At 74.2% G+C, this 11,943-nt stretch carries 15 protein-coding genes; 5 read left to right on the top strand and 10 right to left on the bottom strand.

Annotation, left to right across the window (positions count from 1 at the left end; genetic code table 11):
- Positions 1 to 4 precede the first annotated feature (4 nt).
- Together AB0G11_RS02360 and AB0G11_RS02355 are read right to left on the bottom strand one after the other, a co-directional pair.
- A complete protein-coding gene (locus AB0G11_RS02360; protein ID WP_357583412.1) occupies positions 5 to 1,129 on the bottom strand; it encodes a hypothetical protein in 1,125 nt (374 codons plus the stop codon).
- Complete coding sequence (locus AB0G11_RS02355; protein ID WP_219518427.1) at positions 1,110 to 1,772, bottom strand: hypothetical protein; 663 nt, start codon at positions 1,770 to 1,772, stop codon at positions 1,110 to 1,112. Before AB0G11_RS02355 ends, AB0G11_RS02360 begins: the two co-directional genes overlap by 20 nt.
- A 328-nt stretch (positions 1,773 to 2,100) precedes the next feature.
- Here AB0G11_RS02355 and AB0G11_RS02350 point away from each other — a divergent pair, with 328 nt between their 5' ends.
- On the top strand, positions 2,101 to 2,892 hold the full coding sequence (locus tag AB0G11_RS02350) for an IclR family transcriptional regulator (RefSeq protein ID WP_357583410.1): 792 nt from the start codon (positions 2,101 to 2,103) through the stop codon (positions 2,890 to 2,892).
- 104 nt (positions 2,893 to 2,996) lie between these two features.
- On the opposite strand, the gene AB0G11_RS02345 is transcribed toward AB0G11_RS02350, so the two are convergent.
- The 5 genes from AB0G11_RS02345 to AB0G11_RS02325 form a co-directional block, all read right to left on the bottom strand.
- The gene (locus tag AB0G11_RS02345; protein WP_357583409.1) at positions 2,997 to 4,211 is read right to left on the bottom strand and encodes a DUF6596 domain-containing protein; all 1,215 of its coding nucleotides are present in this window, start codon (positions 4,209 to 4,211) and stop codon (positions 2,997 to 2,999) included.
- Positions 4,208 to 4,543, bottom strand: a complete 336-nt coding sequence (locus AB0G11_RS02340) for a YciI family protein (RefSeq protein ID WP_219518419.1) — start codon at positions 4,541 to 4,543, stop codon at positions 4,208 to 4,210. Before AB0G11_RS02340 ends, AB0G11_RS02345 begins: the two co-directional genes overlap by 4 nt.
- A 78-nt stretch (positions 4,544 to 4,621) precedes the next feature.
- Positions 4,622 to 5,332: a TetR/AcrR family transcriptional regulator gene (locus AB0G11_RS02335; protein WP_219518416.1), complete on the bottom strand. Its 711-nt coding sequence runs from the start codon at positions 5,330 to 5,332 to the stop codon at positions 4,622 to 4,624.
- Between the two features lie 58 nt (positions 5,333 to 5,390).
- Positions 5,391 to 6,341 carry a zinc-binding dehydrogenase gene (locus AB0G11_RS02330; protein ID WP_219518413.1) on the bottom strand — a complete coding sequence of 317 codons (951 nt, stop codon included), beginning with the start codon at positions 6,339 to 6,341 and terminating at the stop codon, positions 5,391 to 5,393.
- Between the two features lie 3 nt (positions 6,342 to 6,344).
- Entirely contained in the window at positions 6,345 to 6,746 is a 402-nt protein-coding gene (locus AB0G11_RS02325; protein WP_219518410.1) for a helix-turn-helix domain-containing protein, read from the bottom strand.
- A 114-nt stretch (positions 6,747 to 6,860) separates the two neighbouring features.
- Between AB0G11_RS02325 and AB0G11_RS02320 the strand changes: the two genes are divergently transcribed.
- Positions 6,861 to 7,760 carry an NADP-dependent oxidoreductase gene (locus tag AB0G11_RS02320; RefSeq protein ID WP_357583407.1) on the top strand — a complete coding sequence of 300 codons (900 nt, stop codon included), beginning with the start codon at positions 6,861 to 6,863 and terminating at the stop codon, positions 7,758 to 7,760.
- A gap of 3 nt (positions 7,761 to 7,763) precedes the next feature.
- Here AB0G11_RS02320 and AB0G11_RS02315 read toward each other — a convergent pair whose 3' ends face one another.
- Both AB0G11_RS02315 and AB0G11_RS02310 read right to left on the bottom strand, forming a co-directional pair.
- Positions 7,764 to 8,798: a hypothetical protein gene (locus AB0G11_RS02315; RefSeq protein ID WP_357583405.1), complete on the bottom strand. Its 1,035-nt coding sequence runs from the start codon at positions 8,796 to 8,798 to the stop codon at positions 7,764 to 7,766.
- A complete protein-coding gene (locus AB0G11_RS02310; RefSeq protein ID WP_219518402.1) occupies positions 8,795 to 9,184 on the bottom strand; it encodes a GntR family transcriptional regulator in 390 nt (129 codons plus the stop codon). The genes AB0G11_RS02315 and AB0G11_RS02310 overlap by 4 nt, the downstream gene beginning before the upstream one ends.
- Before the next feature lie 57 nt (positions 9,185 to 9,241).
- Here AB0G11_RS02310 and AB0G11_RS02305 point away from each other — a divergent pair, with 57 nt between their 5' ends.
- The 3 genes from AB0G11_RS02305 to AB0G11_RS02295 are packed head-to-tail and all read left to right on the top strand — an operon-like array spanning position 9,242 to position 11,267.
- Positions 9,242 to 9,598, top strand: coding sequence for a hypothetical protein (locus AB0G11_RS02305; RefSeq protein ID WP_357583403.1), 357 nt, complete (start codon positions 9,242 to 9,244; stop codon positions 9,596 to 9,598).
- Positions 9,595 to 10,476: an ATP-binding cassette domain-containing protein gene (locus AB0G11_RS02300; protein WP_357583401.1), complete on the top strand. Its 882-nt coding sequence runs from the start codon at positions 9,595 to 9,597 to the stop codon at positions 10,474 to 10,476. Before AB0G11_RS02305 ends, AB0G11_RS02300 begins: the two co-directional genes overlap by 4 nt.
- Positions 10,473 to 11,267, top strand: a complete 795-nt coding sequence (locus AB0G11_RS02295) for an ABC transporter permease (RefSeq protein ID WP_357583399.1) — start codon at positions 10,473 to 10,475, stop codon at positions 11,265 to 11,267. The genes AB0G11_RS02300 and AB0G11_RS02295 overlap by 4 nt, the downstream gene beginning before the upstream one ends.
- Here AB0G11_RS02295 and AB0G11_RS02290 read toward each other — a convergent pair whose 3' ends face one another.
- Positions 11,268 to 11,903, bottom strand: coding sequence for a helix-turn-helix domain-containing protein (locus AB0G11_RS02290; RefSeq protein ID WP_357583397.1), 636 nt, complete (start codon positions 11,901 to 11,903; stop codon positions 11,268 to 11,270). It abuts the gene before it with no gap.
- Positions 11,904 to 11,943 lie beyond the last annotated feature (40 nt).

Genomic DNA, 11,943 nt, shown 5'->3' with positions numbered 1-11,943 from the left:
GGCTCTACTGCCAGGCGTAGGGCCGCAGGTCGGGTTCGAGGATGGCGTCGGTGACGGCCGGGTCCTGGGCGTGCTGCGCGATCAGCACCCGGGCCAGCTGCTTGAGCCGCTCGGCGAGGGCCAGGCGGACCTGGAGCGCGTGCAGCAGCCGCTGCCGCGCGGCCATGAGCTGGTTGGCGTGCGCGGAACGGGCCGCCTCGGCCAGCGCGAGCTCGCGGGCCGCCGTCGCGGCCGCCCCGAGCGCCTGCCGGTGTACGCGCGCCGCCCTGCCGTACGCCGACCGGAGCGGGTTGTGCGTGAGATACGCGCCGACGGCCGCGACGATGCCGGTGCCGACGAAGAACGCGAGGAAGAACAGCGCGGGCATCAGCGCGCCGCCGTCGTCCGGCGGGGCCTCGGCGCCGAACGCCGGGCGTCGCGCGGTGATCGTGAGCCGGGCCAGGAAGGCGGCGGCCCCGAACACGGCCCACCCCAGGACGCAGAGCACGGCCAGCGGCAGGCTCACCCCCGCCGAACCGGCCCGGATGTCGCGGAACATGCACCCGGCGGCATGCGCCAGATAGATCACGATCGCGGTGAATCCGACCACGACCGCCGAGGTGACGACGTCGCCCTCACCGCGCATGAGCAGCTTCACCACCTCCAGGAACGCCGCCCAGTCGGCCGCCACCGCCGCCGCGAGCGCCGCCGCGTGCAGCAGCAGCGGCCCCAGCGGCCGGCCCGCCATCAGCGCCGGGTCCGCGTGGCCCCGGGCGCCCCAACCGGCCTCCCCGCCGGGGGACAGCCGCGACCGGGCCGCGTCCAGGGCCGCGCGGGCGTCCGCCAGCCGCTCACGGGCGTCCTCCTCGGCGGGCCGGCTCCCGGCCACCGCCGCGTCGGCCACGCCCAGCCGGGTGGTCGCCTCCGCGCAGTAGGCCGCGTACTCGGCCTGGACCTCCTGCTCCCAGCGCGCCGACATGGCGTTGACCAGGTTGTCGAGCGAATGCCCTGTGGCCTCGTCCACCCCGCCGGGGGCCAGCCCCTCCACCAGGAACGTGATCTCGGCGCGCGCGGCCTCCTCGTCGACGTCCGGGGGGACGAACGGGCCGGGTTCGGGCGCGCCCGCGCGCCTAGGGCGCCATCGTGCCATCCGGGACCTCTCCTCCTCGTGTGCGTACATGTCCGTTCACCCACGGGCGGCGCTCGTGCGCGTCCGTCTGCGGGTGGTCGTGCGCCTGCGGCTCGGGGCGGTCCTCCTCGGCCCAGGCGGGCAGTTCGGGGGCGAGCAGGTCCAGGCGCGCGTTCAGCTCGGGGCCGCGCGGGTGCGTGCGGACGAGCTGTTGCAGGTACGCCGCCACGCGCCGGCTGGTGAACTCGTGAATGCGCCGGACCCGCGCCCGGTTGCCCGCCTCCGCACGGGCGAGCTCCTGCGTGACCGCCTCCACCTCGCGGACCGCCGCGGCGAGCCGGCTCTCGGCCGCCGCCCAGACGGTCTCGGCGGCGGCGCACCGCCTGGCGTGGTCGGCCTGCCGCCGCGCCCGTACCAGGGAGCCGGGCCGCCCGTCCCTGATGGTCTCCGCGAGCCGCCGCTCGTCCGGGTCCGGGACCCAGGTGCGGGCCTCCACCCAGGCCAGCCGGGCGACGCGGGCCGTGTGCTCGGCCGCCTGCCGCCGTTCGCGGGCCTCGGCCAGCCTCGCGCGCAGGGCGCCGGAGCGGGCGAGCCAGGCGCCGCGCTCGTGGTCGATCTGGTCGCGGGCGAGATGGCGCAGGTATTCGATTTTCGGCGTGACCACGACGGCCTTTTCGGCTTCACCGATAGCCGGAATGCGGCGACGTCCGTCCCGGAATCCCTGATAGGCGTCCCACAACCGGAGTAAGAACCCGTAACGGATCGGCTTGGCAGGCGGATCCGCCCATTCCCCCATCCGGAACCTCCCGCCAGATAATTCCCAAATAGGGCATATGGCCCGATCGGGTGAAAAGCAACTTCACGTATACGTGTGGAACACTATGCGTGATACGCGAGCCGCACATGAAGTACGATCCCGCCCAGCGGGAAACGCACTGGCCCACCTGGGACGATGCGGATCAGGACGCGAATCGGGACTGAGTGGAGACTCAATGACGGGGAACGGCAAGGGCCCCCGGACGTCGGCCGCGGGCAAGGCCATGTCAATCTTCCGGGCCTTCACCGGCGACCAGCTCGAACTGACGCTGAGAGAAGTCTGCGACCGCACGAACATGACGTCGAGCACCGCCCATCGCTGGCTGCAGGACCTCGTGGCCCACGGCGCGCTCGTCCAGTCGCCGTCGGGGCGATATTCGCTGAGCAAACTCATGTGGGAGATCGGCACCCGTTGCCCGCGCGCCTCCATCATGCGCGAGGTCGCCATGCCGTTCCTGCAGAACCTTTATCACATCACCCGGGGACACGTGCTGCTCGCGATGCCCGCCGGTGACGAGGCGCTGCTGGTGGAAAGGCTTTCCAAGAGCCTTCCCGTCAAACCGGTCGGCCGCGTGGGCGGACGCCTCCCGCTGCACGCCACCGGCGTCGGGAAAGCCATTCTCGCCTATTCACCGGCGGACGTGCGGAAAAGAATTCTCAGCCGGAACTTGACCGCTTACACCTGCCACACGATCACCTCTCCGCAGCGTTTGCGAGAGGATTTGACCGGCATTCGCGAACGCGGTTACGCCACCTGTTACCAGGAGCGCCAATTGGGCGTCGACTCCTACGCGTTCCCCGTTTTCGAGTACGGCACGGAAAGCGTGGTCGTGGCCGCCGTCTCGGTGCTCGTGGAGGTGCGGTCGCGCGAGCCCGACGGCCTGCTCGACGCGCTCCGGCCCGCGGCGCTCCAGATCTCCCGCGCCCTGCGCAAACTCCCCCTCCACCACCCCTTCGACGGCCTCTGACCACCGCCCCCGGGAATGACCCCGCCGGTCAGGAGGAGTGCCCGGCGGCGCGGTCGAGGAGGACGCGGCGCCACCGACTCCGCCCCCGGGAATGGCCCCGCCGGTCAGAGGGAGTGTTCGGCGGCGCGGTCGAGGAGGGCGCGGCGTTCCGGGTCGCTGTGGGCGACGGCCGCCGCCCGGCGGAACAGGTCGGCTGCGCGGGCGTGGTCGCCGCTCCGGGCGGTGAGGTCGGCCTCCGCGGCGAGCGCGAGCGGGTGGTCGTCGAGCGCGCCGCCCTCCCGGGCGAGGGCCAGCAGCGCGAGCCCGGCCTGCGGTCCGTGCGCGTAGCCGTGCGCGACGGCGCGGTTGAGCTCGACCACGGGCGTGGAGCGCAGCCGGGACAGCGCGTCGTAGCAGCGGGCGATCTCCGCCCAGTCCGTGGCGGACGCCGTCGGCGCGGTGGCGTGGCAGGCGGCGACGCGCGCCTGCAACCCGTATGGGCCGTCCTGGTCGGCGTCGGCCAGCGCGGCCAGGCCCTCGGCGATCGCGGCCCGGTCCCAGCGGGTCCGATCCTGCCGTTCCAGGGGGACGAGGCGGCCCTCGGCGTCGCGGCGGGCGGCGCGCCGGGAGTGTTGCAGGAGGAAGAGCGCCAGCAGCGCCGGCACCTCGCGCCGCCCCGGCATGAGCCGGCGCAGCAGCCGCGCGAGCCGGATCGCCTCGTCGGCGAACGCGGGGTCGCCGTCGGCGTTGTAGCCCTGCGTGAACAGCAGGTAGAGCACGGCCAGGACGCCGGGCAGCCGTTCGTCCAGCGCCGGGCCGCTCGGCACCCGGTACGGGATGCCCGCGTCGGCGATCTTCGTCTTGGCCCTGGTCAGGCGGCGGGTCATCGCCGATTCCGTGACCAGGAAGGCCCGCGCGAGGTCCGCGGTCGGCACCGCGCAGACGGTCCGCAGCGTCAGCGCCACGCGCGACTCCAGGGCCAGGGCCGGATGGCAGCATGTGAAGACGAGCCTCAGCCGGTCGTCCACGACCTCCTCCTTCCCGCCGTCGCCGGGGCCGGTCCCGTCCGGTGTGAGCGCGGCCAGCTCCGCCAGCTTGCGGCGTTCGACGGTGGCGCGGCGCAGCGCGTCGATCGCGCGGTTGCGCGCCACCGTCATGAGCCAGCCGCCGGGATTGTCGGGTGTGCCCTCCTGTGGCCACCGCTGCACGGCCTGGGCCAGCGCTTCCTGGGCGCAGTCCTCGGCCAGGGTCCAGTCGCCGGTGACGCGGATCAGCGTGGCGACGATGCGCCCGTAGGCGTCGGCGGCCACCTCCTCAAGGCGATCCAGGCGGCCCGTCACTGCTCGAATTCGGCGAACGGCCGCAGCTCCAGCCGTCCGGCGCGGGCCATCGGGTGCGTGCGGGCGACCTCGATCGCCTCGTCCAGGTCGGCGCATTCGAGCAGGTCGAAGCCCACGATCACCTCTTTGGTCTCGGCGAACGGGCCGTCGCTGAGGATGAGCTCGCCGGCGCGGACCCGGACGGTGGTCGCCGCGCTCTCCGGGGCCAGCACCGCACCCCGTACGCGCCTGCCGCGGGCGTCGTTCTCCGCCACCCAGACGTCGATGTCGGGCCAGTCGGACCGGTCGGTGTCGGGCTCGGCGTCACTGCAGACGAACATCATGTACTTCATCGTGCGCTCCTTCGGTCGTGCGTTCACCAGGGTGACGAACGGGGGCGCCGCTTCCGGACAGGTGGGCCGGGAAAATTTTCAGCCGCCCGGGTAGTCGAGGGCGAGCATGCCCGCCAGGTCGCGCAGGCACTCCTCGAAGACGGGCTCCAGGTCGGTGTAGGCGAAGTCGAGCTGGTGCAGGACTTCCATGCACAGCAGCCCGTACAGCCTGATCCAGCACGACAGGAAGACGTGGACGGCCTCCGGCGGGAGCGCGCCGCCGATGCCTTCGGAGAAGGCGGTGAGCTGGTCGCGCAGCGAGCCGGGCAGGTCGGCGGGCACCGGGAACGGGCGCGTCCGCCACAGCTCGACGGTCAGGTCGAGCAGGACCTGCTCGAAGCGGGTCGCGGCCTGGTGGCGGACGGAGTCGCGGCGCAGGTTGGGCGGGGCGATCGGGCTGGCGAAGATCCAGCCGAACTCGGCGGGGTGGCCGACCGCCCAGGCGCGCATGGCCCGGCAGGCGGCGATCAGGCGGACGGCGACCGGCTCGCCCGCGTGGGCGTCGCGGGCCTGCTCCATCGCGGCGGCCAGCTCGCGGAAGAAGCCCGCGGTCACCGCGCCGACCAGCTCGTCGTGGCTGGCGTAGTAGTGGTAGAGGGCGGGGCCGCTCATGCCGATCTCGCGGGCCACCGCGTTGATGGTCACCGCGGCCGTGCCCTGCTCGACCAGCAGTTTGCGCGCGGCCTCGTGGATCTCGTCGAGGGTGGCCTGGCGCAGCCTCTCCCGCCGGCTGGTGGTGGGTGTGGACATCGTCACCTTCCTCAGGGGAGCCGCCTCAGTCTATGGCATCTATGTTTCCTTAACGGCTCTAAGCCACGGTCAGCAGGGTCTTGCCGGTCGTGGCGCGGGCCTCGATCGCCCGGTGCGCCTCGGCGGCCCCGTCCAGCGGGTAGGTCTGGCCGATGACCGGGCGCAGCCGCCCGGCCGCGGCGTGGGCCAGCGCCTCCTCGGCGAGAGCGCGGATCTCGGCCGGGGTGGGCACACTGCGCGGGACGACGGTCACGTGGGCGGCCGGCTCGGTCCAGGAGCCTGACGCCATGCCATATAGGCAGGCCCGGCCACCGGGCCGCACGGCCTGCATGCCCCGCGTGCCGGTCTCGCCGCCGACCCCGTCGAAGACCACGTCGACGCCGCCGCCGGACCGCTCGGCGACGGCGCGCTCCCAGCCCGGCTCGGAGTAGTCCACGTAGGCGTGCGCGCCCAGCGAGGTCACCAGCCCGGCCTTGCCCGGCCCCCGGGCCGCGCCGATCACCTTGGCCCCGGCGGCCGCCGCGAGCTGGACCAGCAGGCTGCCGACGCCGCCGCCGGCCGCCTCGACCAGCACCCACTCGCCCGGCCGCACCTCGGCCTGCCGGTGGACGAGCACCGCCGTCCTGCCGTCGGCCAGCAGCGCCACCGCGTCACGCAGCGACACGCCGGCAGGGACCTGGGTGAGGTCGTCGGCGCGGGCCACGGCGAGCTCCGCGTAGCCGCCGGTGCCGCCCGTCGTGGTCACCACGGTCGTGCCGGCCAGCGCGGGGTCGGCCTGCGGGCCGACGGACAGCACCCGCCCGCCCACGCCGTTGCCGGGGACGCGCGGCAGCTCGGGCGCCGACCCGGCCGCGGGCCCGGTGCCCGCCCGCACCTGCGTCTCGACGAACGTGATGCTCGCGTACGCGACGGCCACCAGCACCTGGCCGGGCCCCGGCACCGGGTCGGGGACCTCGCGGACGCGCAGCACCTCCGGCCCGCCCAGCCGGTCCATCACCACAGCGCGCATGGCCTACTCCTCCGCGTCGTACTGTTCGCGAGCCGCTCTGACCTGATCGATATGGGTTTCGGCCCATTCTTTCACCGCGACGATCAAGCCGCTCAGGCTGGCCCCGAGCTCGGTGAGCCGGTAGTCCACGCGTACCGGGACCGCCGGGGTCACCGTGCGCGCGACCAGGCCGTCACGCTCCAGGGAGCGCAGCGTCTGGGTGAGCATCTTCTGGCTCACGCCGGGGATCTTGCGGCCCAGGTCGCTGTAGCGCATCGTGCCCTGCTCGCGCAGCGCGCTGAGGATCAGGCTCACCCACTTGTCGCTGATGCGGTCGAGCAGCTGGCTGGTCGGGCAGTCCTTGAGGTAGGCGTCGTACGCGACACGCTCGTCGGCGCGGCGTTCGGCGGCCGTCCGGGTTGCCATGGCGCACCTCCGGGTCCCGTACGCACTTGCGGGTGCGTACTTTCCGAAAGAGAGTAACACCCCCTACGTTCGCAGCAGGCGGACAGACCGCTACTGCGAACAGGGGAGCAACCCATGCGTGCGGCAATCGTGAAGTCCTTCGGCGGCCCGGAAGCCGTGGAGATCGTCGAGGTGCCGGTGCCCGCGCCCGGCCCCGGCCAGGTCCGCGTCAAAGTCGCCGCCGCCGCGCTGAACCCGGTCGACGCCGGGGTGCGCGCCGGCGCCTTCGGCGACGCGGGGCCGGTCGGGCTCGGCTGGGACCTGGCCGGGACGGTCGACGCGGTGGGCACGGGAGTCACCGGGCCCGCCGTCGGCGACGCGGTCGTGGGCCTCGTCTACGGGCCGGTCAAGCCGCTCGGCTCGCACGCCGAGTACGTGGTGCTGGACGCGGACGCGGTGGCCGCCGCGCCCCGGTCGGCCGACAGCGCGCACGCCGCGACGCTGCCGCTCAACGGGCTGGCCGCGGCCCAGGCCGTGGACCTGCTGGCGCTCGAACCTGGGGCCTCCGTGCTCGTCACCGGCGCGGCCGGCGGCCTGGGCGGATACGCCGTGGCGCTGGCCCGGCTCGCCGGGCACCGGGTCACCGCGATGGCCTCCCCTGCCGACGAAGACCTGGTGCGCTCGTTCGGCGCCGACGACTTCCTGCCCCGCTCCGCGACGGACGACCCGGCCGCGTCGTTCGACGGGGTGGTGGACGCCGCGGTGATCGGGGCGCCCGCGCTGGCCTTCGTCCGGGACGGGGGCGCGTACACCGGGGTGATTCCCGGGGCGCAGCCCGGCGAGGTGCGCGGGATCCGGACCGGCGCGATCGAGGTGCGCCCCGACGGCGCACGCCTGGCGGAGCTCGTCAGGCTGGCCGACGATGGCCGCCTGCGGCTGCGGGTGGCCGCGACGTACCCGCTGGCGCGGGTCCGGGACGCGCACGCCCGTCTGGACCGCGGCGGCCTGCGCGGCAGGCTGGTCCTGGTGCCCTGAGCACTACAGGAAGCCGCGCTTCTCGGGCAGGTCGATGACGCCCGACAGCGCGAGCACGCCGCCCACGACGAGGACGGCGGCCAGCACGCCGAGCAGCACCCAGGCCACCGGGTGCCCCAGGTTGAGCGTCCAGGAGGACGAGCTGACGCGGGCGTGCACGAGCAGGGCGGGGTCGCGGCGGTTGGCGTAGACGGTGCCGGCCAGGTGCCAGTGGCGGTTGTCGTCGCGCTGCCCGAGCCCGGAGTCCTCCTGCTCCTCGCCGGGCAGCGCGGGCAGGCGGTGCCCGGCCTGACCGACCCGCGTCTCCCAGATCACCCACCCGGCCAGCAACGCGGCGAGCGGCAGGTACGTGGCCACCTGCCAGACGGGCGTGCCGGGGACGAACCCCCACAGGCGCAGCGCCCCGGCGAACAGCGTCAGGTTGAGACAGGCGGCCGACAGCAGCGTCATGGTGGCGACGCCGCGCAGGTAGACGCGGTAGCGGCGGGCCGAGCCCCGGGGCCTGGCGGCGTCGAGGTCGGGCCGGGCCCGCAGCACGACGATCGTCACCAGCGGCACGAGGAGCGTGACCGCGAGCTGGTGGAGCACCGGCTCCAAGGTCGCGGCCCCGCCGATCCAGCCGACGGCGGCGGTGAGCAGCACGACGGCCACGGCGGGCAGGCCCCACAGCCAGGGCACGCGGACCGGGTCGGTGCGGAACGAGGTGTCCACGGTCAGGCCCGCGCGCCGCCCGGCCGCCCACGCCCCGGCCTGCGCGGCGGCCCGGATCCGGTGGTGGGCCAGCCCGAACAGCAGCAGGTGGACGACGGCCACCGCCGTGCAGACCGCCTCCGCCCATCCCGTCAGGAACAGGACCGGGACGGCGAGCAGCGACACCGCCACGACCGCGCGGGTGTAGCGGCGGCGCTCGGTGACGACGACGGGATCGCCCGCCCGCTCCACGGGCACCCGCACGCCGAACGGCAGCGTGGGCCTGGGGAGCGCCGGGAGCGCCAGGGTCAGGCAGGTGATCAGGACGAGCCCGGCGAGCGCGATCATGGCGCGCCTCCGAAGCCGTCGAGCAATGCCGCGCACCGGCGCAGCACGTCCTCCCGGTCGAGGCCGTGGACCGTGGCCTCGGCCAGCAGCACACGCATGCGTTCCTCCCATTCGTCGGTGAAGGGGGCCTCGGGCGGCCCGCTGTCGGGGTCGCGGCGCACGACGGCGCCGCTCTTGCGGTTGATCCGGATCACGCCCTGCTGTCGCAGCAGGTCGTACGCCTTGTTCACGGTGTGGAAGTTGATGCCGAAGTCGGCGGCGAGCTGGCGCGTGGAGGGCAGCGGGTCGCCCTCCTTGGCTTCCCGGCCGGCGATGGCCTCCACGATCCGGTCCCGGATCTGCTGGTAGATCGGGACCTCGCTGTCGAGGTCGAGGATCAGGTGCACACCCACACTCTATCTGATATACAACTAATAGAACAGATAGAGCGAGGAGGACAGATCATGATCCAGGCCCACCTTCACGAGGACACGCTGGTCGTGCGCTTCAGCCCCTGGGCACGGCTGTTCACCAGGACCGCCGTCGTCAGCGTCCCGCTGGCGGCCATCGCCGGGGCGCACCGCCTCGACCGGCCGCTCGCGGCCGCCCGGGGCACGCACTTCGGCCTGCTCGTCAGCGGCTTCGTCAAGATCGGCACGTGGACGTCGTCCGACGGCGTCAAGCGCCTGGTCGCGGCCCGCCACGACGTCCCCGGGCTGCGCATCGCCCTCACGGGCCGGGTGGCCGGCCACGACGAGCTGATCCTCTGCCTGCCGGACGCCGACGACCTGCTGCGGCGCCTGACGGCGGTGACGGCGTGAACATCGAGGTCCGCGGCCTGACCAAGACGTACGGGACGGTGACCGCCGTCAGCGACCTGAGCTTCGACGTGCCGCCCGGCGCCGTCACCGCCTTCCTCGGGCCCAACGGCGCCGGCAAGACCACCACGATGCGGATGATGCTCGGCCTGGTCACGCCGACCGCCGGCACCGCCCTGTTCGGCGGCAGGCGCTACGCCGACCTGCCCGCGCCGTCCGCGACCGTCGGCGCCGCGCTCGACGGCGCCGGCTTCCACCCGGCGCACACCGCCCGCGACCACCTGCGGGTCTACGCCCGCATGGGCCGGTACGGCACGGCGCGGGCCGACCGGGTCGCGGAGCTGACCGGGGTGTCGGCGTTCGCCGGCCGCCTCACCCGCGCCCTGTCGACCGGCATGCGCCAGCGACTCAACCTGGCCACCGCGCTGCTCGGCGACCCCCGGGTGCTGCTGCTCGACGAGCCGGGCAACGGCCTCGACCCCGAGGGCACCGCCTGGCTGCGCCGGTTTCTGCGCGAGCTGGCCGCCGAGGGCCGCACCGTGCTGGTCTCCAGCCACGTGCTCGGCGAGGTCGAGCACCTGGCCGACCACGCCGTGGTGATCCGCCAGGGGCGGCTGGTCAGCACCGGGCCCATCGGCGAGCTGTACGGCCCGGCCACGGTGCTGGTGCGCTCCCCGGAGGCCGAGCGGCTGGCGCGCGGGCTGGCGGGCGACGGGGTCCTGGTGGAGCCCGGACCGCCCGGCGCGCTGCGCGTCCACGGCCTGGACGCCGCCGAGGTGGCCGCCGCGGCGACCGCGCTGGGCGTCGCGCTGCACGAGATCACATCCGAACGCCCCACCCTCGAACAGGCGTTCCTGCACCTCACCGGAGGCTCCCGATGACCGCGCTCCTGTCGGCCGAATGGACCCGCCTGGCCGCCACCAGGCTCTGGCTGTGGGGGCTGCTGGCCGCGCTGGCCAGCGGCGGGCTGGTCGGCCTGCTCGCGCTGGTCGGCCCGGAGAACTTCAACCCGCCGATGCCCGGCCTCGACACCGAGCAGGGCACCCGCGTGCTGCTCGGCCTGCTCGGCTTCACCGTGTTCGCCCCGGCGCTGCTCGGCACCGTGGCCGTGGCCGCCGAGCACCGGCACCGCACGATCACCACCTCGACGCTGTTCGCGCCCCGGCGGTGGACCTGGCTCGCCGCCAAGCTGGCCGTCTACACCGGCGCGGGGCTGGTCTACGGCGTCGCCGCCTCGGCGGTCGCGGGCGGCGCGCTGTTCGGCGCGGCGGCGCTCAAGGGCGTCACGCTCGGCCTGCCCGCCTCGACGGTGCTCGCCCTGCTGGGCCGCATCGCGCTGACCATGGCCGTCTACACGCTGCTCGGCGTCGCCGTGGGCGCCCTGCTGCGCAACCAGGTGGCCGCGCTGGCCGTCGTGGGCGCGTACTTCTACATGATCGAGACGACGCTGATGCTCATCCCGGGCGTCAAGCTGATCTATCCGTGGCTGCCGGGCGGGGCCACCTCCGCGCTGACCGGCTTCACCTACCTGGCCGACGCGGTCGCCGACCAGACGGGCGGCTCCGCCACCGCGCTGCTGTCCGCGCCGGCGGGCGCCGCCGTGCTGGTCGGCTACGCCCTGGTCGCGATCGCCATCGCGGTCGCCGCGCCGCTGCGGCGCGACGTCGCGTAGCTACGGCAGCAGTCCGCCGACGAGCGCGCGCAGCCCCCGGTCGTAGGTGTCCTTCGCCGTCAGCTCCTCCCAGCGCCGCCCCACCTCCGCGAGCCGGGGGAACTCCTCCGCGTCCAGCTCGGCGAACACCCGCTCCCGGTAGGTGCTCCCGCCCTGGGCGCGCCGCCTGCGCGCCGCCGCCCGCCCGCCGAGCTCCCCCGCCGTGTAGTGCCAGATGATCCGGTACGCCTCCACGGCCGACTCCGTCGTCAGCCCGGCTTCCACGGCGGCGTCGATGATCCGCTCCGGATACCACAGCGCGCCCACGGACAGCAGGTCGTCGGCCCGCAGCACGTCCACGATCCACGGGCAGCCGGACAGCGCCTCGCGCATCGCCGTCGCCACGGCCACCACGCGCTCGCGCGGCTCCTCCGGCAGCTCCGCGGGCCTGGGCCGGCTCGCCGCGTAGTCGTCGAGCAGCAGCAGGAGCAGCTCCTCCTTGTCGCGCACGTGGTGGTAGAGGGCCATCGCGGTGCTGCCTACCTCGCGGGCCAGGCGGCGCATGGTCAGGCTCTCGACGCCGTCCTCCTCGATGACCCGGTGGGCGGCGGCCACGATGTCGGCCCTGGAGATCTTCGGCGGCCGTCCGGTACGCATGCCGCCATGCTACTTTCTATACATATATAGAAACTCGTGG

Source organism: Nonomuraea sp. NPDC023979, from assembly GCF_040639085.1.
GTDB lineage: Bacteria > Actinomycetota > Actinomycetes > Streptosporangiales > Streptosporangiaceae > Nonomuraea > Nonomuraea ceibae.
The sequence above is the reverse complement of the archived record's forward strand: the minus strand, read 5'-3'. Positions and strand labels throughout refer to the sequence as shown.

Coding starts and splice junctions, on each gene's coding strand:
- AB0G11_RS02360 (WP_357583412.1), bottom strand. CDS start 1,129: ATGGCACGATGGCGCCCTAGGCGCGCGGGCGCGCCCGAACCCGGCCCG.
- AB0G11_RS02350 (WP_357583410.1), top strand. CDS start 2,101: ATGACGGGGAACGGCAAGGGCCCCCGGACGTCGGCCGCGGGCAAGGCC.
- AB0G11_RS02340 (WP_219518419.1), bottom strand. CDS start 4,543: ATGAAGTACATGATGTTCGTCTGCAGTGACGCCGAGCCCGACACCGAC.
- AB0G11_RS02335 (WP_219518416.1), bottom strand. CDS start 5,332: ATGTCCACACCCACCACCAGCCGGCGGGAGAGGCTGCGCCAGGCCACC.
- AB0G11_RS02330 (WP_219518413.1), bottom strand. CDS start 6,341: ATGCGCGCTGTGGTGATGGACCGGCTGGGCGGGCCGGAGGTGCTGCGC.
- AB0G11_RS02325 (WP_219518410.1), bottom strand. CDS start 6,746: ATGGCAACCCGGACGGCCGCCGAACGCCGCGCCGACGAGCGTGTCGCG.
- AB0G11_RS02320 (WP_357583407.1), top strand. CDS start 6,861: ATGCGTGCGGCAATCGTGAAGTCCTTCGGCGGCCCGGAAGCCGTGGAG.
- AB0G11_RS02315 (WP_357583405.1), bottom strand. CDS start 8,798: ATGATCGCGCTCGCCGGGCTCGTCCTGATCACCTGCCTGACCCTGGCG.
- AB0G11_RS02305 (WP_357583403.1), top strand. CDS start 9,242: ATGATCCAGGCCCACCTTCACGAGGACACGCTGGTCGTGCGCTTCAGC.
- AB0G11_RS02295 (WP_357583399.1), top strand. CDS start 10,473: ATGACCGCGCTCCTGTCGGCCGAATGGACCCGCCTGGCCGCCACCAGG.
- AB0G11_RS02290 (WP_357583397.1), bottom strand. CDS start 11,903: ATGCGTACCGGACGGCCGCCGAAGATCTCCAGGGCCGACATCGTGGCC.